We start from the raw sequence: 18,714 nt of genomic DNA, 5'->3' as shown, positions 1-18,714 counted from the left end.
ACATGAGAACACTTCTTATTAGGTTATTGATTTTCCTCAGATTGTTTCACTGAGCTGTGGCATGATGCACATAAGCTTTGATGGTTCGTGGTATCCCAAAACAATTGCTTATCACCCTTATGTGGCTTGATATGGTCCACTACAGTCGCTTCTGTAACCTGTCCAAGTCTTTCACAATAAATACAGAGAGGATTCAACTGTAAAAACTTCAAGCGATACTTTGATGTGTGCTGAGAAAACAGGAGGTTTTAACTTGGTAAACTATAGACACTCATCAGGAGTTTACCATGAGCAAGAAACAGAAGACTTACACCGCAGAATTTAAAGTTGAAGCAATAAAATTGATTGAAGCCAATCAAGGCAATGTATCGGAAACAGCCAGACAACTTGGCATTTCAATGCAAACTCTTTCAAATTGGAATAATAAAGCAAAGACTGGCACCTTAGCAGGCACTAAACAATATTCACCTGATCTAAATGCCTTACTCGAAGAAAATAAAAAGCTCAAACAACAGCTCAAAACAGCTGAAATGGAACGTGAATTTCTAAAAAAGGCAGCAGCGTACTTTGCGAAAGAAAGTCAGTAAGGTACGCCTATATGAAACAGCAAAGATATTTATTCCCGATTAGCTTTATGGCTAGATTACTTCACGTTTCAGTGTCACGATTTTATGATTGGCTAAAACGAGGCATGAATAAAAGATTGGTTCAGCGAAATCAACAGACAATTTTGGTCAAAATAGCTCATGAGGAAACTAAACAAAGCTATGGCTATATTCGATTAACTAAGCATTTACAAGCGCAAGGTATCAAAATCAGTACGTATGCTGTACGTCAAATAAAAAAGCTCAACCAGCTGTATTGTAAGCGTCATAAGCGTTTCAAAAGAACTACGAAGAGTGATCATAATCGAGCGATCTACGCAAATTTACTAGAGCAACAGTTTTCAATGACTAAGCCCAATCTTGCATGGTCAAGCGATATTACATACATTTGGACTGCTGAAGGTTGGTTATACTTGGCAGCAGTAAAAGACCTGTACACGAAACAAGTGGTTGGCTATAGCTTAAATGAGCGTATGACCGCACAACTTGTTTGCAATGCACTGACTATGGCGATTCGTAATCAAAAACCAACGAAAGGCTTAATTATTCATTCGGACAGAGGCAGCCAATATTGCAGCCATGAATATCGAAAGATACTGGAAAAATGTGATTTTCAAGGTTCAATGAGCAAACGTGGGGACTGTTACGATAATGCACCGATTGAAAGTTTCTGGGGCATACTCAAGAATGAATTAGTGCATCATTGCAACTATAAAACCAGAGATGAAGCTAAAGCAGATATTACAAAATACATTGTGTTATTTTATAATCAGCGAAGAATTCAAAAGAGTTTGGATTTTAAAACGCCAAATCAAATAGCAGAGAACTTTTATCGGTTAGCTGCCTAGCATATCCCAAGTGAAAGTCTCCTGCTAATTCAGCACATATCACTTTTGCCACTTATAACCATAGCCACGTTGAGTAGATGATTTACCATCACGCCATGAAGTTCTTAATTCATTCTTTAGTTTGGAATTGATTGTCTGTAGCTTGGTTTGGAGTCGTTGAAGCTTCATTATCACCAGCCAATTCAATTGTGATTTCACAGCGACCTTCATAACTATTGCCTGTTGAATGAAGATTACTGGTTATAAAAGTTCTATGTTTATATTCAGCATCACCAATATCGTGTTGCCTTAACACATACTCTAAGATTGCCTGCTTTGTTTCAGCATCACTTAGATGTGCATTGATTTGCTTTTGATGTACCTCTTTAACATGAATAGCCATAGTCACCCATCCAAATACTTACCAACCAAATCATCAATATTCGAAGCACGTTCTTTCAGTGCCTCTTTAGTGTCATATGGAATTCGTGGATCCAATCCCATACCGCGCATGAAATTAGCAACTGATTCAAGCGCCTCTAATAATTCATCGTTATTCATCTCTCACCCATCCAAATACCCAGAACTCTCACTCTCACCTTCCAAATCCAAATGCTCAAGCAAGTGATTAATCTGTGCTGCCTGTTCGTTGTTGATCTGAATGAGTTGATTGTTCTGTTCGATTAGTTTGTTGCTTTGTTGCATCACTTGATTGTTCATCTCTACCAGCTTGACCAGTAAGGCGCTGCAAGCACAACCGCATTCGTTCTTTTGCTCGTTCACTTTGCTTCCTTATCCATTCTCGACGTTGTTCACAGCCTTGGCATGTCATAATCTGCACCCAATAAAAAACCTCCCGAAGGAGGTTTAGTTATTAACCAACTAACTGCTTACGAAAGGATTTATGGATCATCTCTTTTATGTCATCTTCTAAGTTGGCTTCAAATATAAGAATAATACTTGCAGATTCAAATTCATAAGACGACTTATCATATTCTTGACCAGATAGATAAAGTTCTAGATTCCCGCTATTACTTATATCTGAGAATCCAAATTTATCTCCACAAATATTTAATAAGATATATTGTTTTGATTTCATTATTATCTCTATAATTAATTTAGAAACAATAAATTATCAACTTATCCAAGTAAGATCAATCACTCAACATACCTCTAATAGCTTTTGATCTATCTTTTAACTGACTAATCTTTCGATCGATAACAATCATTTCATCACGAGTCATAAGGCCACGAGATAAGCTTTGATATTTACTGATCTCTGATTCATATCGCTTGAGATTGCTTAGAGCTTCGGTTTTGTCCATTCTAGTAATCCTCCACAACCCAAGCCAAGGCACCACAAACATCAGCAAATAAAAAGCCACAAATAAGCATCTTTGCCACATCATAAGATTGAAGATGAATCATTCCTGCAATAATCAATGTCTGAATGATCAGTGTGATAAATACTAATGTTGATCTTTTAAAATTCATCCCACTTTCTCCAAGACAAAATAAAACCCCTTTCGGGGCAAAGGAAACGTAGCTAAAGGTCTTAATTTAATCGTTCAAATGGTTGATATGCTTCAATTTGATCTAACTCAAAAACTTGACCAATATCATCATTAGCAAGAACAAATGTATTGTCACCTTCCACACCAGATACATTAAAAATAGCTGTGTGATAATCGATAGATTCTTCATCTACACGAATTGCAATTACTGCCCAAGAATTTGGCACAGGTTTAATTGATTTGTCTTTGATCCACATCTACACTTTCCTCTAGGCATTAAAAAACCCCAACAGTGTGGGGCTTAATTACATAACTTATTAAACTTTTGCAGCTATTGCTAATTCTCTTAGTGTCACACCCTGATAAGCATCTTTCATCTTCGCTTCCCAGTATCTTTGTGTGAACCATTTATCTAATTCAAAACAGTAAACGTCATCAATGCCAATAGCCTTTTGAGTGGCTTCAATAACCTTATCTCTACCGCCAAATCTAGAAACAATATCTTGATTATCCATAGTTCTAACCAGTTTTTTATTTGATCTGATTATACCACATCAACCACCTTCCCACACTTCCGACACTCTCTCACTGTAAAGAAATCTGAATATTCCCAAACGTGACGGCAGAAGATTTGTTTTATTCGGAGCATAGATTCCTCCAATAAAAACCACCATTGAAGTAGTTGGTATTTAATCACTTGTAATTAAATCTATATAAAAATCAAGATATAATCCAGTTCTCTCATAGATTGTTTGTGGTTTAAGACTTCCACTGTAATCATTTACCATCTCTTTAGGCTTAGTGCTAACAAATCCAATTTTTTGAAATATATAACTTTTTGGCGCACCTATGGATATAAACTGTGCAATACTTGCTTGACTATCCATAGTTGGCAATCCATAAAGCCCATAAGTTTGGTTCACTTTGTATAATTCTAGATCATTTTCAATCTCAAAAATTATATGGCTATCTAATTGCTTAATCAGATGGAAATATTCATTTAATTTAAGTTCATTAATTTTCTCTTTTACATACAATTTAAATGCTTTGGCAATATATACTGCTTGCTTTTCTTGTATAGTTGATTCAAGTATTTTGAAAACTTCAAGACCTAAACGCATATTGTTTGGATTTTTATTTAGGAAGTCATTAACTTCATCGCTATCTAAATCTGCAGTTTCCAGAAATGTTTTTATTTGAAAATAATATAATGCATCTTGAGCTTGTTTAGCTTGCTCTTTAATTTCTGAGTAAGTATTCAATATGCCACTAGCAATATTTCCTACAGCTAATGATCCTCCTGAGATCATAAAATCAGTAGTTATACTATCAGCGACAGTTTTGGTTGCATTTGTTGTAATAATCTTCAATAGATCAATTTTTTTCATTTTTTAGGGTAGATGTAAAATTTATTGTATTTTTAAAAAATTAAATGCATAAATGCAAGAATTTATTTAAAAAAAGACGCCTAAGCGCCTTTAATTTTTGAGTTAATTACGGGTGTTCAGCCAAACATGTTGCTAATATTGTCGCATAGCCATATGTCATGTTAGATGTGTACCCAGAAATATCCTGATCTTTGATTTTAAAGTAATCATTATTATAGGTATCTTCAACCATTTCAGTAAATTCTTTGGTTTGGTTTTTCCCCGACTCTAAATCTGAATATAAGACTTCTAACCCTTTAACTCTTTCTAATGCAACTTCTTTAGGAATACCATCAATTTTCCAAAATGCCGAAAGCACATGAAATTGAGCAATATTTTCACAATAATTTGCATGAGCAAAAGCAGGGATAAGCATTAAAAGGAAGATTATTATTTTCATATTCTTTTTACTCAAAACAAAACCCCGCAATGCGAGGTTTATCTAGTGGATTACCATAACTTCGTCCACTATAACAGAAATATGCCATATTGCGGTCGACCAGTCAATATCTATCCAATCTTCATGCGGTTATCACGAGAATGAATGGAAAACTTCGCACAGCTGATCATTGTGTGAGTCATTTGTTTAGATTGATTGGTAATCTCGGCCACTGCACTTAGACTACGATTCTCAACCTTGTGCTTGATTAAGCACATCACTGCATACTTAACCTGATAATCCACTGAATCACTCTTAAAAATACCTCTCAGCAACGCCTGTACCTGCTCTGCCTCATAGTCACTAATTTCACAACGGATATAACACTTCGAGTTACGTGGCGTTTTATCAGCTTCACGAATCAACCAATAGATCTGGTTGACATGTAGACCATCAGGCAATTCACCACCTTTCAAACGAGCGGTTTCACACCAAGCGCCAAATTGCTCAAGCCATCCATCAATTGTGTATTTAGACCAATCCATAATTCTCACCGCTGCGTTCATAATTGCCCCTTAAACTTTTAACTTCTTAATCGCTTCTTCGATCCAACCAACTACAATCCCTTTCTTGACTTGCTCTGTAGTACCTCGAATCACTACCCAACCAAGAATTGCCGCTGCACTGTATTTCTCACAATCTGCTGAATATCCTTTACCACGAGTATGACGACCACCTGAGAACACGCCTCCCTCTACTTCAACTAAGATCGGATAGCCCTCAATGCGAAAATCAGCTTTCCACTTCCGCTCAGGATGAAATTTAAACTCTTGCACATATTCGATTTTTAAAGCGTCTAGGTGACGACATAAGAGCCGTTCACCTAGTGATGGTTCATGTTTTTGTCTAGGCTTGAGGACTGACCTAGCCACTGGCTTGCTCTGCGTTTGCCACCCTTTAGGAATTTGCATTGTTGTCACCTAAATCAATTTGATGATTAGTAAGTCGAGCGCCTTTATTTATTTGTTGTTCTGCTTTAGTTCGATGTTCTGTATATTGATCTTTACCACGTAGGGCTTCCCATACATCATCAACCAAATCCCATACTTCTGGATTATCTAGCGATCTTTTATGTATTTCATTTAGAAGAGCTACTGCCTTTCTAATCCGCCCTTTTTTCTCTTCAAGCTGTTCACTCAAGAATTTATTCGTAACATCGGAATCTTCAAGGAATTTAGATTTTATGCTCAGTGTTTTAGTGAGTTGATCAACCTTATCTTTCAAAGGTTTTGCCGCTTCTTGAAAATATGCACCTAACTTAATGGCTTCTAACCATTCCTTTGTGCGTTCGTCTAGAACCTCGTTGAGGCGATCTAGCTCAGCTTGTTGGGATTGTTGACCTGCTTCATAAGAAATTTTGCAACAATTCGCATGACGCAATCCTTCAAAGCCTTGAAGTGAAGAATGCCATTCGTTATATGATTTTGGCTTATCCATGACGTTCTGCCTCCAAAATGGCTTCAGGTATATTTTGTTTTAATTCATAGGTCCCTAAATACTCACCTTCACCAAGCGATCTCTGAGCCATTGCATGTTCAGGCGAAACACCTTCAACTTCATAAAATTCAATCTCACCGCGATCTTTATTTGAATCATCTTCGATCAAGAAGTAAGTGACAGTTCTTTGATTAATTACTTTCATAAACCCACCATCTTTGTTTTCCTTTAAAGGCGCTAGAAGCGCTAGAGCGTAATTAGCAGCACTAGCATCCATCATCCTTTCACCTCCGCTGTCCAATCCTCACCACCTGCTAAATCCCAAACAACTGTTCGTGGCGAGATGTGATTACGAATGTCTGTGACGTGGTCTGTGGTGTCATGCTCTGCAATGGCGGTGCGGAGTTCATTAACTGAAACCGTTTTGAACTCAAACTGACCTAAATTTGTTTCTTCGAGCAACTTCCACTCACCATCTACAAAGTAGCGATTTGCATAGCCAGTCATTATCCATACGCCATTTGTTATGTTGTAATGCATAGGCATATCCGTATCAGGCGCACCCTCTACAATCTCTCTCATCTGCTCAATAGTCAGGTTGTTTATAGTTGTCATAGTGCCACCACTCCACAATACTTTTCTGTTATCTGTTTAAGCTTGGCTCTCTGAACCTTTTGCCATTCAGCCCTATAAGCTTTTCGATATGCTTTTTGATCCAATTCATTGATTTCTTTCTTCAATCTTCCTTTGATTGCGCTTTCATTGATTGAATAATCAAAACTCAGCAAATGCTTTTTAACTCCATCCCATCGATCTTTTTTCATCACAGTTTCACCATACATGGTTGACTTCAATGTGGTTGCTGAAACACCTGTCAACCTTGCAAGCAATGCGATATCGCCATGTGATGCCTTGGAATGAAACTCTTTGAATATTGATATTTGCTCTGCGCTTAAATCAGCTTTAGCCTTTCTTTTTGCAGCCTGTGATTGAGCGTCTTTGATTCGTTTACGCTCCTTATCACTCTGTCTTTTTGCTTCAATCTCAGCTTCAGTTTTAGTTCGCTTAGGTTTTAATTCTTTCTTGGATTTAGCCTCTGCGATTGCTGCGCCCATTATTTGTTTCATATGCGTTTGAGCATTTGATTTATTGAACTCTTGCTTAACCTCATTTGAAATACCATAAGGCACATGTTCGATCTGACCACCACTGCTTAAGAATTCTGACAAATCCCAAGCTGAACGATCTTTGATGTAAAGTGATTCGCTGTTGGTTCCTGTTCTCATACCGCCACCTCGAATAAGTCAGGCTGTCTTTCTTTCTCAATTCCAGCCGATGCAATACGCTCTTTAGCAATTTCGAAATACTTTTCTTCTTTCTCAATTCCAATAAAGTGACGACCAGTATTTACGCAAGCTACGCCAGTGGTACCGCTCCCCATTGTGTTGTCTAAAACAGTCTCACCGTCATTTGTGTATGTGCGAATTAAGAATTCACAAAGGGCAACTGGCTTTTGTGTTGGATGAAAGTTTGATTTCTGCTTATTACTGCTAAAAACTTGTACTGAACGTGGGTACCGCTCAGTAGAATCATATGATTTGATATTTAATTGCTTACCATAATGTTCTGAACCAATATCCTTTCTTTTTGCTGTTTTTCGCTCATGACCATAAGTTTTTTGAGCGTTATACGTTGGTTGTGATTTATAAAAAACCAATGCATTTTCATGCGCTCGAAGTGGTTGCAACTTAGCATTCAAGAAACCTGTCGCAGCTGGCTTTTCCCAAATCCATTCATACTTAAACAATTTAAGATTTGAGCAAGCAAGTACTGCTGTGAATGGTTGAGCGCCAAATAGAACAATTGCCCCATTCGGTTTGATTACTCTCTCATATTCAGCCCACAGCGGTTCAAATGGGATAACAGCATCCCAACTGCAGCACGTTGTTCCGTATGGCAAGTCACATAGAATCATGTCTACAGTACCACTCTCGATTTCTTTCATTCGCTCGAGACAATCACCAAGCATTAGATTGAAGTCTTTCACACCCCACCCCCTACGCTTTCCACGTCACGAATGGCTTGTTTCAATCTATCTGATTCCTTTTCCATTGAGCTGCGCCATGGAACTTGATTGATTGCCTCACACATATCATTAGATTTTTTTATTGCAGCCTTTAAGCCACCGCAACTCTCAACAATTCTTATGCTTTCAATAAGAAAAATAAGTTCTGATTTCTCAAAATTATAAGTTTTTCCAAGCTCGTTATCAGGAATCTCAACTACGCTGGTTGGAATCAACTCAAGCACGAGTTTTGCATTTTCCCAACCCTGATCTTTCACAAACTCAACCGCATTCATACCAACTCCCCTTGCATCATTGCGTAATATTCAGGACTTAAATCTGCAAATGTTGAGCGAGCTAAGTCAGTTGCTAATTTCACCGTTCCAGTTGACCCGTTACGTGCTTTACCAATGATGATTTCAGCTGTTCCAACTTCTTTAGATTCCTTGTTGTAAACCTCATCTCGGTAGATAAACATGATGATGTCCGCATCCTGCTCTAAATCACCTGACTCTTTTAAATCAGCGTTTACGGGACGTTTATTTGGTCTGTTTTCAAGGTTTCGATTTAATTGAGCCAAAGCAAATACTGGACATTCAAAATCACGAGCAATCTTTTTCAATTCCCCTGAAATCTCGCCAATATCTTTGTCAGAGCGACCATAATTATTTTTAGTGAGTGGAGTTACACGCTGGATATAATCAACAAATATCGCACCAACTTTCCCATATTCAGCTTGTACTTTTCGTGCTGATCTACGGATCGTTGAAGTCGTTGAACGAGCATTATCATCAATCATCAAAGGTGCTTTTTCTAAGATCATTGCAGCAGTATTAATCTTTCCACAGTCCTCAATTTGAGCCTTACCACTTAAAACTTTCCGCAATTCAATCTGACCAATTCCACTAATCATCCGCTGTGCAATCTGCTTGCCTGACATCTCGATTGAAACAAACAAAACTGGTAAACCTTGATTGACCATCATGTCAGCTGCAAAGTTCTGAGCGAGTGTGGTTTTACCCATGCTTGGGCGTGCACCGATGATGACTAAATCACCTTTGCCAACTTCACCGAGCTTGTTATCAAGCTCAAAAAATCCAGTACGAATACCGCCATCAAATGCCGTGTTGTTATGCAAAGCTGTATGTCGCTCTAAAAACTCCTTAATTGCGTCCTTAGAGAACTCATGAGCATGTTTGAGGCGATTGTCTACCGAACCTGTTTCTAAGCCACTGACGAGAGCCTGTGCGCGATTTAAAGCGGTTTCTGATGTGTACGAAACCATATCCAACGCCAAAGTGCCGATTTGCTTACTTACATCCTGAATTTTTCTGCGTGTCGCAAAATCTTTAAGTTTTTTAAGGTGCGTTGGTAAAAGCGAATGAGGACAGTAACACCCCATCAGATTGAGTATGAATTTCTCATCAACCGCTTTGACTTCAATCGCATTAGCACGAATCAACTCCCAAATCATCACCTGGTCATACGCTTCACCTTTCACGAACTGCGATTTCACATGAGACCAAATAATTTGGTGTTGAGCTGCGTAGAAATCACTTGAATCAATTTGCTCGATGTATTCGTCCATGCCTTGCTCAGTACCAATCACTGTAGACAAAATCGCTTGTTCAACAGGAATAGAAAATAATTCAATCATTGGTCCATCCCCTTGAATGATTTGCGTACACCTTTGAAGTCTGTAGGAATTGTTTGTGCTGGCTGTTCAGGTTGAGAAACTTCGATGTACTCAGGATGTAATTTCACGTGACGTTCAAACTTGTCAGAAATCCAATTTGCAAACTTGTAGAGTTTTTTTGCATCAGACAAAACTTGACCATCGAAATGAGCATTGAATGCTCCAAGCTCAAATTCAAAACTTGGTAATCCAAAAATGAATTTTAAATTTTGACCATGGCCCTTTTGCTGAAGAACTCCGATCAATTGATTTTGATTTGGAATCCACTCGTGTTGACAAGAGAGATTCATTGGGAGATTCCCTGAGAGATTCTGTGTACCGTTTTTGGTACTGCAAAATGGGAAATTTGGTACTGGTTGTTGGGAAATTTGGTACTGGTTACCCTCTTCACCTATCCCGTTTTTGGTACTGGTTGGTTGGTCTGGTGTACCGTTTTTGGCACTGTTAGAATCATCTTCACCTATCCCGTTTTTGGTATCGCTTGGGATGTTTTGCGGTTCATCATGACGACCATAAACACCGACCAATTGATAAACTTTTACACCTTTTCCACGCACTTCACCTGTGTGAAAAATGAATCCTAGTTTTTGTAAATCATCCAAAGCCTTCATCACGGTTTTGCGATCAAGACAGGTATCTTTAGATAATCTTGAGATGCTCGGGAAGCACTTATGATCATCCCCAGCACGATCAGCAAGGCTTAGCAGAACAACACGACGAGGAGAAGTTTTAACATCAGCACGCCATGCCCAATTCGTTGCATCAATGCTCATGCGCTTGCCCCTTGTATAAATGCCCATAGTTCAGCCTTTGCAACTGCCACAGACTGAGCAGTCGGAAGTGAGCGCTTTTCAGCGTGTTCTTCGACTGCCTTTTGAAATAAATAAATCTTTCGCTGTAGCTCAATGTCTGTTAGAATTTTATGCATATTCATTTCCATCTCGTTTTGAATATATGAAGCCTGACCTAAACCATCAGGCTTTTTTAATGTCTAAATCCCCATGAATCCCTTCGGATCCCTCTCGAAATTCGACCTCTGTACTTAAATCCCTTAACAAAGCTGATACTCCCAAGCGCTCGAACGATTTAGCTTGTAAATTAAGTACATGCCACTCACCTGCAATTTCTTTTTCAAGCAGGTAGGCCATATATTGAGCAAGGTCTTTACCTTTAATTTCAGCTAAAACCTTTGCTCGTTCGTGATTCTCAGGAGATAAGCGCACATGCGTAGATTTTTTTTCAAGGCTCATTGGTTTATCCCTATGCAGCAGTGTTTTGTTGAATATTTAGGTTTAAGAAAAGATGTGGATATTGGAGTTTCACTTTTGATGGAATCCCTCTTTTCATCCAGTTTTGAACCCTTTGTTTGTCTTTATAACCAAGCAGCTCAGCCACTCTGGTTGATCCACCAAGCTTCAAAAGGATTTCTTTGTCAGCTTCGATTGACATAGTCGCCTCTTAATAAACATTTGTTTAGTTGATAGTAAACGGTGTGTTTACTATTGTCAATTCATTTGTTTAACACAAAATGTTTACTTTTAGAGATAATGAGAAAAATGGAAAATTTGGTTTTAGAGATGAAGCAAGAGACAGGCACACATCCTTCTGTAGTAAGGCTTTTAGAGGCTAGTGGGCTCAATCAAGAAGAAACAGCTAAGTTGCTTGATGAATCACCGCAAACAATAACTAATTGGAAAAAGCGTGGTATTTCTAAGGCTGGTGCTTTAAAAGCAGCAGGTAAATTTAACGTTTCTGCTAATTGGATTTTAAAGGGTGAAGGCACTAAATCTGACTACTCAATTAGTAAAGTTGAAGAGTGGGATTCAAGCACACCAGTAGATGACGATGAAGTTGAAATACCATTTTATAAAGATGTTTTAATTTCTTGTGGATCTGGTTCATTAACTGAAATATTAGGCAACGAAACTCGCAAGTTACGTCTAAGTAAGTCAACTTTAAGACAATATGGTGTTGAAAGTTCAAATGCTTATGCTTTGACAGCTTTTGGTTATTCAATGACACCTATCATTAACCATGGTGCTACTGTTTATGTTGACATTGGAAGAACAAGCATTGTTGATGGGAAGATTTATGCAATCACACATGGTGGTCTTTTTAAATTTAAGTATCTTTACCGAATGCCAAAGGGCGGTGTGAGAATAGTTAGCGCCAATAAAGAAGAATATCCAGAAGAAATATTATCAATGGAAGATATTTTTGAACAAGAATTCGAGGTTATTGCTTACGCTTTTAATGTTCAAAACCCATTACCATAAATAATAAACATATTGTTTTCTAAAGACTGCATTTGCAGTCTTTTTTTTATTCTATTGTTTAGTAAGAAGAAAACAAAATAATAAACATTTGTTTATAAAAACTCTTGACTACAGTAAACACTGTGTTTACTATTTACCTCATACACAAACAAACCTCCTCAGTGAGACAAAAATGGAAATTCAAAATTTACGCTTACAACTCCTTCAGCTTTCAGGCGGTCAAGTTGAACACGCTCAAGCAATGGAGAAATACGTTTTGGAAGGTACTAGCTTAAATCAGCAAATGGGTGAAGCGGTAAAAACTGCAGAAGTTGGTGAAGATCCAGTGGATGAAAAGTGCGGATGCTTTATCTGCTTAATCAATCAATTTCAAAAAGCTTTTTAATTTTAAATAAAAAAGCCCTCACGACTCGACATCAAAGGGCTTTTACTCAAAGAGTGAGATAAGTATGAATGCAAAGCTAAACGAGATCAAGTCAAACATGCTAGTAGGCACAGGGGCTATCGCCTTATTAGTCTCAGCTTTTGTTTTAGATCCAACGCAACCAAAACAACAAGTCATTACTGCCCCTTTCGTTGTTGATGAAATCTCAGAATCAAATGCTGTTGTTCATACAGCAAACCATGAGTTCACTTTAGAAATCGAATTTGATGCACGTTATTTCAAAGATGGCAACGGATTCATTTCAGGTCGTGATGCTGAATTAAATCAAATCAAAGAAATCACTGTGTTTAACGAAGATGGTCAAACTGAAAATTATTATTTAGATCAATCGGATGTAAGCATCTTAGCCAATCAACTTGAATCAGAATTACGTGATCGCCTTTAAGCGGTCACTAGGAGTGCATCATGGTTCTATATGTCGATTACATCATTTGTGAAGGCTGCGGAAAATCAGTCAGTAAGAAGAAAGATTCATTACTAAATGATGGTGTGTTTTTCCTTTGTACATGCGGTTGTTTCAAGAAAATTGGGAATTAGGAGAAGAAGATGAATGCACCAGTAAATACAAATCCGTTTCTGCCTACAGCACCACAAAACAGCTCTGTATCAACGGTTCAATCAGATGTTCAGCGCTCTGTAGCGGAAGTTCAAGCAGCATTAGTAATTGCTAAACAATTTCCACGTAACCCAATTGAAGCTTATGACCGTGTAATGAACGCATGTCAAAGACCGGGTTTAGCTCAATCAGCAGTTTATTCATATGCCCGTGGTGGATCTTCAATTTCAGGCCCTTCAATTCGCCTTGCTGAAATGTTGGCTCAAAATTGGGGAAATATTCAATACGGCATTCGTGAGTTATCTTCTGAAAATGGTGAATCAACAGTCGAGGCTTTTGCTTGGGATGTTGAGACAAATACACGACAAACTAAAGTTTTCCAAGTGCCTCATAAACGCTATACGCGAAATGGATCTAAAAAATTAGAAGACCCACGCGATATTTATGAACTTGTTGCAAACAATGGCGCTCGTCGTTTACGTGCTTGCATCCTTGGGGTGATACCGGGTGATGTTGTAGATGCAGCAGTTGATCAATGCGAAAAAACCATTCACGCCTCAGCAGACACATCACCAGAAGGTGTTCAAAAATTAGTTGTTGCTTTTGAGCAGTTTAATGTCACTAAGGCAGACATTGAGGGATTTATTCAACGTCGAGTTGATGCCATCACCCCTGCTAACGTTGTTTCCTTACGTAAAATTTTCACAAGTTTGCGCGATGGTATTAGCTCACCAAAAGACTGGTTCAAGAATGCAAGTGCTGAAAAATCAGAACAGTCAGTAGCAAAGCCTAAACTTGATGACAAGGCTTTTGACGATGCTTTAGAGCAGTTAGCTTTAAACGCGATCGAAAAATCATACCTTTTAGATGGTTTTGATTTAACAGATGCTCAAAAATTCGCTGTGGAGGATCAAGGATGAAACTATTCCGTGCTTCAGGCCTTCACAAGCTAATCGGTGAACCTAAAAAGAAAGGTGAAAACCTTTCTGATACAGCTAAAACTGAAATCCGATCGATTGTTAAAGAGGATTTATTCACTTTTAAATCGTTTACAGGCAACCAATACACGGAAAAAGGCAATTGGCTTGAAGAAATGGCAATTGAGTTGTCAGGAAAGATGCGGTTTCGTGCTTATCAAAAACATGTTGGTCGAGTCGATAATGACTTGATCACTGGTGAATGTGATGTGCTTGATATTAAGGATAAATTGATTATAGACACAAAATGTTCGTGGGATATTGGTACTCACCCATTCTTTCAAGATGAAGCCCAAGACAAAGTAATCAAAGCTGGTTATGACATTCAGATGCAAGCCTACATGTGGCTTTACGAGTGTGAGCGTGCAGATATTGATTTCTGGTTGTTACCTTGCCCTGAAGAATTATTGAAACCTTATGAAGATCAAGAACAATTAATAAATTTGGTTGCTGAAATTGATATTCGTGAACGCTTAACAACTGTAGTCATTGAGCGTGATGAATCAATAATTCAGAAGTTCAAAAACAAAATTCCCTTCTGCCAAGCTTATTACGAAAAGCTTTATGCAGAACGCAAACGAGGGAGATTAACAGCATGACCCTCCTAAAACTTTACTTTCAACTTTGGCAAATGGCGTGGTGGTTGTGATGGAAAAATACAAAGTTACTTTCGGTATCGGCGGTTATAGAAGCATAGTTTATGAAGCAAATAATGAAGATCATGCGGTTGAATTATTTGAAGAAGATTATCCAGGTGAAAATGGTTGCCATGACTGCTTCAAGTCGGTTGAGCATGAATTGTTTAAAAAGCACCTTCTGATTGATATGCCAGATGGCCTTACATACGGTATTCCAATTGAAATCATTGCTCGTAACCGTGCTGAGAATTACAAAGATGAATTCAATAATGATGTGACAGAAAGTCTTCTTCAGGACACTCTGCCATTGTTTGATGATTACTCTGAAATACGTGATTGGGCTGCAAATAATATGAATTGGAAAGATGTAAAAATTCATGCAATCACACTTAAGAAAAAAACTCTTGATGATGAATTTGAAGACGCTTGGTGCAATGGCGAATGGAAGGTGGCGTGATGGAAAAACAAATCAAAATTCAAGACATTGATATCGACACAACACCGGGTGTGATTGCTCAAAATGTATTTTTACATGCTGTTTCACCGGTTGTCGAAGTCTTAGAAAAACAAGGTCGTGAATCAGTAAAAGAGTTCACCTTCTGTTCAATGTGGCTGGCAATGGGTTTGTATACAAATAATTTAAGCACTTCGGACGCAGAGAAAGCATTAAATCATGCAACCTCAAACGTGATTAAAGAGCTTAAGAAAATGCGAGGTGAAGTTTGATGGAAGTGCAAGAAGTTCGTACTCACCACATTCCTGCTAGCAATGGTGTAGACCCAATTGATGTATTCATAGTCTGGTATGGGAAGCAGGCATTTCAAGTAACGATACGTTGTTGGGATTGCGCCTGGACTGGGTACCGTGGCAGTTGTGGGTTTGATCGTATAGAAGACTATTTTATTGATCTTTGGATTGAGCGCGGTTGTCTTGAGCACTTGGTTCAAGTTTTTACAGCCACATCAAGGCATACAACTCAACGTGAAGAAAAATGGCTTTTTAAAATTATCCAAAATGTATGCAAGCATTTTAAAGATATGAAGGTGGCGTGATGGAAATTAATAAAGAAAGAGAAGAGTTTGAAAAAGAAGCGTTCAAGCAATCTGGAGGCTGGGCTACATTCCATAAGGCTTATGGTGTTGTTTATGAAAATAATCAACTTAACTTTGCATGGAAAGTGTGGCTGGCTGCCAAAAAACAAGCCATCCCTGAAGGGTTTGTATTAATGCCAATTAAACCAACTGAAACAATGGTTATGGCTGTGGCAAAAGAACATGAAGGTGATGCTTTTTTACCATATAGCCTTTACGACGCTTTTGTTAAGCAAGCAATGATCGAGGCACAGGAGCAAAGTCATGACTGAAATTGAAAAACTAGAACAAGAGATTAAGTTCCTAAATACAACAATTGATCGAATTCTTTCAAGAAATTCTGCTCAGGAAGTTATTGAACAAAGATTGCAACGTCATGAGCAGACAATGAAAGAAATCATGGATGATAATCCTAATTACACTGAAGATCATTCAACTATCAAGTTTATGCTTGGTGCTATATCTGCATATAAGGAAATTTCAGAATATCTAAAAAACCATGCTTCTGTAGTAGTCAATCTACCTGAAACTGTGGTTAAGAGTTTGGGAGAAGTGGCGTGAATTGGATAAGTGTTAAAGATCAAATGCCAGAACCTTTAAGAAATGTTTTGGTTTTAATTGATGAAAACCCTGTAAAAAACCAAAATCAAATGGTGGCTAACTTTATCCCACAATTTAGTGAAGAACATCATGGTGATGATGATTGGTATGACTATGACGAAGATAGAAATTGCGGATATGTAAAAGAAGGTTGGTACGCAAATACTGCTTACATTGGTGATGAGTATTCAAGTTACTTCATTGATGAAAAGGTAACTCACTGGATGCCACTACCGAAGCCACCGAAAGAAGAAAAGGAGGAAGGTTGAATGACAATACGGCTTTTAGATATTAAACAAGTTGAACAAAAAACCAGTTTGTCTAAGCCAACTATATATAACTGGATTAAGTCAGGCTACTTCCCTGCTTCTAAATTGTTTGGACAAGGTAAAAGACAGTTAGCGCGGTGGAAAGAAGAAGAAATTGACGACTGGATTAAACAACATTACACTTAATTAAAAGCCTCTATATAGAGGCTTAAGTTTTATTGGCACTTTATATTTTAGCGGTATATATAACGGTATTATATTTATGCGCAATTATTATAATTATATAAATCAATGTATTAATATATATCTTCGATTCCCGCAGGGCGCACAATTGAAGAAGAATAAAAAGTGAATTTCTCTTTACCAAAATTAAAACAATAAAAAGTAAGTCTTACAAAATTTTAAAAGTTTTCGAACGGTAATTTTAATCATGTCTAATACTGATGATTAAAGCTAAAAATTAGGCAACTTGCACTCATGTATTAGAAAAAACCAAGTATATAAAATTATAGTTATGGATCTAGATCGATATAAGCAAGCTAATTAAACAGCTTATTCAACTCATACAGTGAGCCGAATATATGCTATATTTAGCTCATCTTGGAAAAGTTCTAAGTGGAGGTTTAAGATGCAAGAGTGGATTTGGCAAACCAACAACTGGACAAACTTCACATGGGAAGATGAAATCATCTTACCCAAAACCAGACAGATTCATCAAAAAATTGGAATTCTACTTGGACAAAGTCAACATGATTTAGCCAAACAACAATTCACATTAGACACTCTACTTGCCAATCTTATTGCATCCTCAGCAATCGAAAATGAGACCTTAAATGTGTACTCATTACGTTCCTCACTTGCACGTCGTTTGGGCGTTACGCTTAACCAACCTTATCCAAGTTCGGACAAATCTGAAGGTTTGGCCAATATCATTCTAGATGCACTAAACAATGTGGAGCAACCACTTACTGTTGAACGCCTTATGCAATGGCACCAATGGCTTTTTAATGAGCCTGATTGGACGATGCAGCGCTTACGCATTGGTCAACTCAGAGGCTTAGAACCGATGCAGGTTGTTTCTGGTCGATTGGATTATCCAACAGTTCATTTTGAAGCACCACCTAGAGATGGACTAGAAGAACGTTTAGACGCCTTTATAACTTGGTTTAATAATAGCTTAGCCAATACTTTGCTTGATCCCCTACTCCGTGCGGGTATTGCTCACTTATGGTTTATCACACTGCATCCTTTTGATGATGGTAACGGGCGTATTACCCGTACACTAACAGACCTGGCCCTAGCACAAATGGATAAGCAGAGTATTCGCTTGTATGCGATGTCCCCTGCTATTTTAAACAAACGCAAAAGTTACTATGAAATCTTAGAACAAAGCCAAAAAAATGATTCCAATATCACAGATTGGCTTGTTTGGTTTTTAGATACCTTAAATGACAGCCTTGAAACAACATTAAAGCAAATCAATCGAACGGTATTTAAGCGTCAGTTTTGGTATAAATATTCAAATTTAGATCTTCATGAAGGACAACGCAAGATATTGAATCGCTTATTAGATGGTGGTGAAAATGGCTTTGAACATGGTATCAGTGCCTCGCAATATCAAAAGGTTGCTAAAGTCAGTAAAGCAACAGCTACTCGACATTTATCTGACCTGTTAGAAAAAGGATGTATAATCAAATTGGAAGGTGGTGGACGCAATACTCGCTATCAAATCAATATCCTATTATAAAAACAGTACCTTTATTTTTAAGATTTAATTTGCACTACAATCAATTTAAAATACAAATATTTTCATTATTTTTCAAACATATAAATCAATAATTCAAGTCACACA

The 18,714-nt window shown here is 37.7% G+C and carries 38 protein-coding genes; 14 read left to right on the top strand and 24 right to left on the bottom strand.

What is annotated here, in order from left to right; all coding sequences use genetic code 11:
- Positions 1-23: 23 nt before the first annotated feature.
- Positions 24-197, bottom strand: coding sequence for an HNH endonuclease (locus ACZ5QH_RS04875; RefSeq protein WP_303577914.1), 174 nt, complete (start codon positions 195-197; stop codon positions 24-26).
- A 90-nt stretch (positions 198-287) separates the two neighbouring features.
- Between ACZ5QH_RS04875 and ACZ5QH_RS04870 the strand changes: the two genes are divergently transcribed.
- Positions 288-1,453, top strand: a protein-coding gene (locus tag ACZ5QH_RS04870) for an IS3-like element ISAba21 family transposase (protein ID WP_085947552.1) whose coding sequence is annotated in 2 segments (ribosomal slippage) — positions 288-546 and positions 546-1,453 — 1,167 coding nt in all. Because the reading frame shifts where the segments join, the coding sequence is not laid out codon by codon here.
- 109 nt (positions 1,454-1,562) lie between these two features.
- On the opposite strand, the gene ACZ5QH_RS04865 is transcribed toward ACZ5QH_RS04870, so the two are convergent.
- From ACZ5QH_RS04865 to ACZ5QH_RS04755, 23 genes are all read right to left on the bottom strand, one after another.
- Positions 1,563-1,835, bottom strand: a complete 273-nt coding sequence (locus ACZ5QH_RS04865; RefSeq protein ID WP_303577144.1) for a hypothetical protein — start codon at positions 1,833-1,835, stop codon at positions 1,563-1,565.
- Positions 1,836-1,837: 2 nt separating this feature from the next.
- The gene (locus tag ACZ5QH_RS04860) at positions 1,838-1,993 is read right to left on the bottom strand and encodes a hypothetical protein (RefSeq protein ID WP_303577143.1); all 156 of its coding nucleotides are present in this window, start codon (positions 1,991-1,993) and stop codon (positions 1,838-1,840) included.
- A gap of 3 nt (positions 1,994-1,996) precedes the next feature.
- Positions 1,997-2,152: a hypothetical protein gene (locus tag ACZ5QH_RS04855; protein WP_464016777.1), complete on the bottom strand. Its 156-nt coding sequence runs from the start codon at positions 2,150-2,152 to the stop codon at positions 1,997-1,999.
- A 154-nt stretch (positions 2,153-2,306) separates the two neighbouring features.
- On the bottom strand, positions 2,307-2,531 hold the full coding sequence (locus ACZ5QH_RS04850) for a hypothetical protein (protein WP_004824747.1): 225 nt from the start codon (positions 2,529-2,531) through the stop codon (positions 2,307-2,309).
- 55 nt (positions 2,532-2,586) lie between these two features.
- Positions 2,587-2,757, bottom strand: coding sequence for a hypothetical protein (locus tag ACZ5QH_RS04845; protein ID WP_303577141.1), 171 nt, complete (start codon positions 2,755-2,757; stop codon positions 2,587-2,589).
- Between the two features lies 1 nt (position 2,758).
- The gene (locus ACZ5QH_RS04840; protein ID WP_303577140.1) at positions 2,759-2,926 is read right to left on the bottom strand and encodes a hypothetical protein; all 168 of its coding nucleotides are present in this window, start codon (positions 2,924-2,926) and stop codon (positions 2,759-2,761) included.
- Positions 2,927-2,987: 61 nt separating this feature from the next.
- Positions 2,988-3,203, bottom strand: a complete 216-nt coding sequence (locus tag ACZ5QH_RS04835; RefSeq protein WP_303577139.1) for a hypothetical protein — start codon at positions 3,201-3,203, stop codon at positions 2,988-2,990.
- 60 nt (positions 3,204-3,263) lie between these two features.
- Positions 3,264-3,461 carry a hypothetical protein gene (locus ACZ5QH_RS04830; RefSeq protein WP_303577138.1) on the bottom strand — a complete coding sequence of 66 codons (198 nt, stop codon included), beginning with the start codon at positions 3,459-3,461 and terminating at the stop codon, positions 3,264-3,266.
- A gap of 174 nt (positions 3,462-3,635) precedes the next feature.
- Complete coding sequence (locus ACZ5QH_RS04825; RefSeq protein WP_303577137.1) at positions 3,636-4,334, bottom strand: hypothetical protein; 699 nt, start codon at positions 4,332-4,334, stop codon at positions 3,636-3,638.
- A gap of 106 nt (positions 4,335-4,440) precedes the next feature.
- Entirely contained in the window at positions 4,441-4,773 is a 333-nt protein-coding gene (locus ACZ5QH_RS04820) for a hypothetical protein (protein ID WP_303577136.1), read from the bottom strand.
- 110 nt (positions 4,774-4,883) lie between these two features.
- Positions 4,884-5,318 (bottom strand): hypothetical protein, encoded by a 435-nt coding sequence (locus ACZ5QH_RS04815; RefSeq protein ID WP_303577135.1) that lies wholly within the window; start codon positions 5,316-5,318, stop codon positions 4,884-4,886.
- Positions 5,319-5,327: 9 nt separating this feature from the next.
- Complete coding sequence (locus tag ACZ5QH_RS04810; RefSeq protein WP_010117779.1) at positions 5,328-5,723, bottom strand: hypothetical protein; 396 nt, start codon at positions 5,721-5,723, stop codon at positions 5,328-5,330.
- Positions 5,710-6,249 (bottom strand): hypothetical protein, encoded by a 540-nt coding sequence (locus ACZ5QH_RS04805; protein ID WP_303577134.1) that lies wholly within the window; start codon positions 6,247-6,249, stop codon positions 5,710-5,712. Before ACZ5QH_RS04805 ends, ACZ5QH_RS04810 begins: the two co-directional genes overlap by 14 nt.
- On the bottom strand, positions 6,242-6,529 hold the full coding sequence (locus ACZ5QH_RS04800) for a hypothetical protein (RefSeq protein WP_419361893.1): 288 nt from the start codon (positions 6,527-6,529) through the stop codon (positions 6,242-6,244). The genes ACZ5QH_RS04805 and ACZ5QH_RS04800 overlap by 8 nt, the downstream gene beginning before the upstream one ends.
- Complete coding sequence (locus ACZ5QH_RS04795; RefSeq protein WP_303577132.1) at positions 6,526-6,756, bottom strand: hypothetical protein; 231 nt, start codon at positions 6,754-6,756, stop codon at positions 6,526-6,528. The genes ACZ5QH_RS04800 and ACZ5QH_RS04795 overlap by 4 nt, the downstream gene beginning before the upstream one ends.
- Positions 6,757-6,860: 104 nt before the next feature.
- Complete coding sequence (locus tag ACZ5QH_RS04790; protein ID WP_303577131.1) at positions 6,861-7,535, bottom strand: hypothetical protein; 675 nt, start codon at positions 7,533-7,535, stop codon at positions 6,861-6,863.
- Positions 7,532-8,278: a DNA-methyltransferase gene (locus ACZ5QH_RS04785; RefSeq protein ID WP_303577148.1), complete on the bottom strand. Its 747-nt coding sequence runs from the start codon at positions 8,276-8,278 to the stop codon at positions 7,532-7,534. Before ACZ5QH_RS04785 ends, ACZ5QH_RS04790 begins: the two co-directional genes overlap by 4 nt.
- A gap of 14 nt (positions 8,279-8,292) precedes the next feature.
- A complete protein-coding gene (locus ACZ5QH_RS04780) occupies positions 8,293-8,610 on the bottom strand; it encodes a hypothetical protein (protein ID WP_303577130.1) in 318 nt (105 codons plus the stop codon).
- Entirely contained in the window at positions 8,607-9,971 is a 1,365-nt protein-coding gene (locus ACZ5QH_RS04775) for a replicative DNA helicase (RefSeq protein ID WP_303577129.1), read from the bottom strand. The genes ACZ5QH_RS04780 and ACZ5QH_RS04775 overlap by 4 nt, the downstream gene beginning before the upstream one ends.
- Entirely contained in the window at positions 9,968-10,783 is an 816-nt protein-coding gene (locus ACZ5QH_RS04770) for a helix-turn-helix domain-containing protein (protein ID WP_303577128.1), read from the bottom strand. The genes ACZ5QH_RS04775 and ACZ5QH_RS04770 overlap by 4 nt, the downstream gene beginning before the upstream one ends.
- Positions 10,780-10,938, bottom strand: a complete 159-nt coding sequence (locus ACZ5QH_RS04765; RefSeq protein WP_171478360.1) for a hypothetical protein — start codon at positions 10,936-10,938, stop codon at positions 10,780-10,782. Before ACZ5QH_RS04765 ends, ACZ5QH_RS04770 begins: the two co-directional genes overlap by 4 nt.
- Before the next feature lie 46 nt (positions 10,939-10,984).
- A complete protein-coding gene (locus ACZ5QH_RS04760) occupies positions 10,985-11,260 on the bottom strand; it encodes a hypothetical protein (RefSeq protein WP_004817486.1) in 276 nt (91 codons plus the stop codon).
- Between the two features lie 10 nt (positions 11,261-11,270).
- A complete protein-coding gene (locus tag ACZ5QH_RS04755; RefSeq protein ID WP_151959295.1) occupies positions 11,271-11,459 on the bottom strand; it encodes a hypothetical protein in 189 nt (62 codons plus the stop codon).
- Between the two features lie 107 nt (positions 11,460-11,566).
- Here ACZ5QH_RS04755 and ACZ5QH_RS04750 point away from each other — a divergent pair, with 107 nt between their 5' ends.
- From ACZ5QH_RS04750 to ACZ5QH_RS04690, 13 genes are all read left to right on the top strand, one after another.
- Positions 11,567-12,286, top strand: coding sequence for a LexA family transcriptional regulator (locus tag ACZ5QH_RS04750; RefSeq protein WP_303577127.1), 720 nt, complete (start codon positions 11,567-11,569; stop codon positions 12,284-12,286).
- A gap of 172 nt (positions 12,287-12,458) precedes the next feature.
- The gene (locus ACZ5QH_RS04745; protein ID WP_303577126.1) at positions 12,459-12,671 is read left to right on the top strand and encodes a hypothetical protein; all 213 of its coding nucleotides are present in this window, start codon (positions 12,459-12,461) and stop codon (positions 12,669-12,671) included.
- A 64-nt stretch (positions 12,672-12,735) separates the two neighbouring features.
- Positions 12,736-13,116, top strand: coding sequence for a hypothetical protein (locus tag ACZ5QH_RS04740; RefSeq protein ID WP_303577125.1), 381 nt, complete (start codon positions 12,736-12,738; stop codon positions 13,114-13,116).
- A 161-nt stretch (positions 13,117-13,277) separates the two neighbouring features.
- A complete protein-coding gene (locus ACZ5QH_RS04735; protein ID WP_303577124.1) occupies positions 13,278-14,207 on the top strand; it encodes a hypothetical protein in 930 nt (309 codons plus the stop codon).
- Entirely contained in the window at positions 14,204-14,863 is a 660-nt protein-coding gene (locus ACZ5QH_RS04730; RefSeq protein ID WP_303577123.1) for a hypothetical protein, read from the top strand. The genes ACZ5QH_RS04735 and ACZ5QH_RS04730 overlap by 4 nt, the downstream gene beginning before the upstream one ends.
- 49 nt (positions 14,864-14,912) lie before the next feature.
- A complete protein-coding gene (locus ACZ5QH_RS04725) occupies positions 14,913-15,359 on the top strand; it encodes a hypothetical protein (RefSeq protein ID WP_303577122.1) in 447 nt (148 codons plus the stop codon).
- The gene (locus tag ACZ5QH_RS04720) at positions 15,359-15,628 is read left to right on the top strand and encodes a hypothetical protein (protein WP_303577121.1); all 270 of its coding nucleotides are present in this window, start codon (positions 15,359-15,361) and stop codon (positions 15,626-15,628) included. Before ACZ5QH_RS04725 ends, ACZ5QH_RS04720 begins: the two co-directional genes overlap by 1 nt.
- Positions 15,628-15,954, top strand: coding sequence for a hypothetical protein (locus tag ACZ5QH_RS04715; protein ID WP_303577120.1), 327 nt, complete (start codon positions 15,628-15,630; stop codon positions 15,952-15,954). Before ACZ5QH_RS04720 ends, ACZ5QH_RS04715 begins: the two co-directional genes overlap by 1 nt.
- Positions 15,954-16,265, top strand: coding sequence for a hypothetical protein (locus ACZ5QH_RS04710; protein WP_303577119.1), 312 nt, complete (start codon positions 15,954-15,956; stop codon positions 16,263-16,265). Before ACZ5QH_RS04715 ends, ACZ5QH_RS04710 begins: the two co-directional genes overlap by 1 nt.
- Complete coding sequence (locus ACZ5QH_RS04705) at positions 16,258-16,554, top strand: hypothetical protein (RefSeq protein ID WP_303577118.1); 297 nt, start codon at positions 16,258-16,260, stop codon at positions 16,552-16,554. The genes ACZ5QH_RS04710 and ACZ5QH_RS04705 overlap by 8 nt, the downstream gene beginning before the upstream one ends.
- On the top strand, positions 16,551-16,862 hold the full coding sequence (locus tag ACZ5QH_RS04700; RefSeq protein ID WP_303577117.1) for a DUF551 domain-containing protein: 312 nt from the start codon (positions 16,551-16,553) through the stop codon (positions 16,860-16,862). The genes ACZ5QH_RS04705 and ACZ5QH_RS04700 overlap by 4 nt, the downstream gene beginning before the upstream one ends.
- Positions 16,863-17,048, top strand: a complete 186-nt coding sequence (locus ACZ5QH_RS04695) for a helix-turn-helix transcriptional regulator (protein WP_105713195.1) — start codon at positions 16,863-16,865, stop codon at positions 17,046-17,048.
- 442 nt (positions 17,049-17,490) lie between these two features.
- Positions 17,491-18,609, top strand: coding sequence for a Fic family protein (locus ACZ5QH_RS04690; protein ID WP_303577116.1), 1,119 nt, complete (start codon positions 17,491-17,493; stop codon positions 18,607-18,609).
- Positions 18,610-18,714 lie beyond the last annotated feature (105 nt).

The organism is Acinetobacter sp. Ac8 (assembly GCF_055392545.1).
The sequence above is the reverse complement of the archived record's forward strand: the minus strand, read 5'-3'. Positions and strand labels throughout refer to the sequence as shown.

Excerpts from the sequence above, each read along its gene's own strand:
- ACZ5QH_RS04865 (WP_303577144.1), bottom strand. The coding sequence starts at position 1,835 with ATGGCTATTCATGTTAAAGAGGTACATCAAAAGCAAATCAATGCACAT.
- ACZ5QH_RS04860 (WP_303577143.1), bottom strand. The coding sequence starts at position 1,993 with ATGAATAACGATGAATTATTAGAGGCGCTTGAATCAGTTGCTAATTTC.
- ACZ5QH_RS04855 (WP_464016777.1), bottom strand. The coding sequence starts at position 2,152 with ATGAACAATCAAGTGATGCAACAAAGCAACAAACTAATCGAACAGAAC.
- ACZ5QH_RS04850 (WP_004824747.1), bottom strand. The coding sequence starts at position 2,531 with ATGAAATCAAAACAATATATCTTATTAAATATTTGTGGAGATAAATTT.
- ACZ5QH_RS04845 (WP_303577141.1), bottom strand. The coding sequence starts at position 2,757 with ATGGACAAAACCGAAGCTCTAAGCAATCTCAAGCGATATGAATCAGAG.
- ACZ5QH_RS04840 (WP_303577140.1), bottom strand. The coding sequence starts at position 2,926 with ATGAATTTTAAAAGATCAACATTAGTATTTATCACACTGATCATTCAG.
- ACZ5QH_RS04835 (WP_303577139.1), bottom strand. The coding sequence starts at position 3,203 with ATGTGGATCAAAGACAAATCAATTAAACCTGTGCCAAATTCTTGGGCA.
- ACZ5QH_RS04830 (WP_303577138.1), bottom strand. The coding sequence starts at position 3,461 with ATGGATAATCAAGATATTGTTTCTAGATTTGGCGGTAGAGATAAGGTT.
- ACZ5QH_RS04825 (WP_303577137.1), bottom strand. The coding sequence starts at position 4,334 with ATGAAAAAAATTGATCTATTGAAGATTATTACAACAAATGCAACCAAA.
- ACZ5QH_RS04820 (WP_303577136.1), bottom strand. The coding sequence starts at position 4,773 with ATGAAAATAATAATCTTCCTTTTAATGCTTATCCCTGCTTTTGCTCAT.
- ACZ5QH_RS04815 (WP_303577135.1), bottom strand. The coding sequence starts at position 5,318 with ATGAACGCAGCGGTGAGAATTATGGATTGGTCTAAATACACAATTGAT.
- ACZ5QH_RS04810 (WP_010117779.1), bottom strand. The coding sequence starts at position 5,723 with ATGCAAATTCCTAAAGGGTGGCAAACGCAGAGCAAGCCAGTGGCTAGG.
- ACZ5QH_RS04805 (WP_303577134.1), bottom strand. The coding sequence starts at position 6,249 with ATGGATAAGCCAAAATCATATAACGAATGGCATTCTTCACTTCAAGGC.
- ACZ5QH_RS04800 (WP_419361893.1), bottom strand. The coding sequence starts at position 6,529 with ATGATGGATGCTAGTGCTGCTAATTACGCTCTAGCGCTTCTAGCGCCT.
- ACZ5QH_RS04795 (WP_303577132.1), bottom strand. The coding sequence starts at position 6,756 with ATGACTGGCTATGCAAATCGCTACTTTGTAGATGGTGAGTGGAAGTTG.
- ACZ5QH_RS04790 (WP_303577131.1), bottom strand. The coding sequence starts at position 7,535 with ATGAGAACAGGAACCAACAGCGAATCACTTTACATCAAAGATCGTTCA.
- ACZ5QH_RS04785 (WP_303577148.1), bottom strand. The coding sequence starts at position 8,278 with ATGCTTGGTGATTGTCTCGAGCGAATGAAAGAAATCGAGAGTGGTACT.
- ACZ5QH_RS04780 (WP_303577130.1), bottom strand. The coding sequence starts at position 8,610 with ATGAATGCGGTTGAGTTTGTGAAAGATCAGGGTTGGGAAAATGCAAAA.
- ACZ5QH_RS04775 (WP_303577129.1), bottom strand. The coding sequence starts at position 9,971 with ATGATTGAATTATTTTCTATTCCTGTTGAACAAGCGATTTTGTCTACA.
- ACZ5QH_RS04770 (WP_303577128.1), bottom strand. The coding sequence starts at position 10,783 with ATGAGCATTGATGCAACGAATTGGGCATGGCGTGCTGATGTTAAAACT.
- ACZ5QH_RS04765 (WP_171478360.1), bottom strand. The coding sequence starts at position 10,938 with ATGCATAAAATTCTAACAGACATTGAGCTACAGCGAAAGATTTATTTA.
- ACZ5QH_RS04760 (WP_004817486.1), bottom strand. The coding sequence starts at position 11,260 with ATGAGCCTTGAAAAAAAATCTACGCATGTGCGCTTATCTCCTGAGAAT.
- ACZ5QH_RS04755 (WP_151959295.1), bottom strand. The coding sequence starts at position 11,459 with ATGTCAATCGAAGCTGACAAAGAAATCCTTTTGAAGCTTGGTGGATCA.
- ACZ5QH_RS04750 (WP_303577127.1), top strand. The coding sequence starts at position 11,567 with ATGGAAAATTTGGTTTTAGAGATGAAGCAAGAGACAGGCACACATCCT.
- ACZ5QH_RS04745 (WP_303577126.1), top strand. The coding sequence starts at position 12,459 with ATGGAAATTCAAAATTTACGCTTACAACTCCTTCAGCTTTCAGGCGGT.
- ACZ5QH_RS04740 (WP_303577125.1), top strand. The coding sequence starts at position 12,736 with ATGAATGCAAAGCTAAACGAGATCAAGTCAAACATGCTAGTAGGCACA.
- ACZ5QH_RS04735 (WP_303577124.1), top strand. The coding sequence starts at position 13,278 with ATGAATGCACCAGTAAATACAAATCCGTTTCTGCCTACAGCACCACAA.
- ACZ5QH_RS04730 (WP_303577123.1), top strand. The coding sequence starts at position 14,204 with ATGAAACTATTCCGTGCTTCAGGCCTTCACAAGCTAATCGGTGAACCT.
- ACZ5QH_RS04725 (WP_303577122.1), top strand. The coding sequence starts at position 14,913 with ATGGAAAAATACAAAGTTACTTTCGGTATCGGCGGTTATAGAAGCATA.
- ACZ5QH_RS04720 (WP_303577121.1), top strand. The coding sequence starts at position 15,359 with ATGGAAAAACAAATCAAAATTCAAGACATTGATATCGACACAACACCG.
- ACZ5QH_RS04715 (WP_303577120.1), top strand. The coding sequence starts at position 15,628 with ATGGAAGTGCAAGAAGTTCGTACTCACCACATTCCTGCTAGCAATGGT.
- ACZ5QH_RS04710 (WP_303577119.1), top strand. The coding sequence starts at position 15,954 with ATGGAAATTAATAAAGAAAGAGAAGAGTTTGAAAAAGAAGCGTTCAAG.
- ACZ5QH_RS04705 (WP_303577118.1), top strand. The coding sequence starts at position 16,258 with ATGACTGAAATTGAAAAACTAGAACAAGAGATTAAGTTCCTAAATACA.
- ACZ5QH_RS04695 (WP_105713195.1), top strand. The coding sequence starts at position 16,863 with ATGACAATACGGCTTTTAGATATTAAACAAGTTGAACAAAAAACCAGT.
- ACZ5QH_RS04690 (WP_303577116.1), top strand. The coding sequence starts at position 17,491 with ATGCAAGAGTGGATTTGGCAAACCAACAACTGGACAAACTTCACATGG.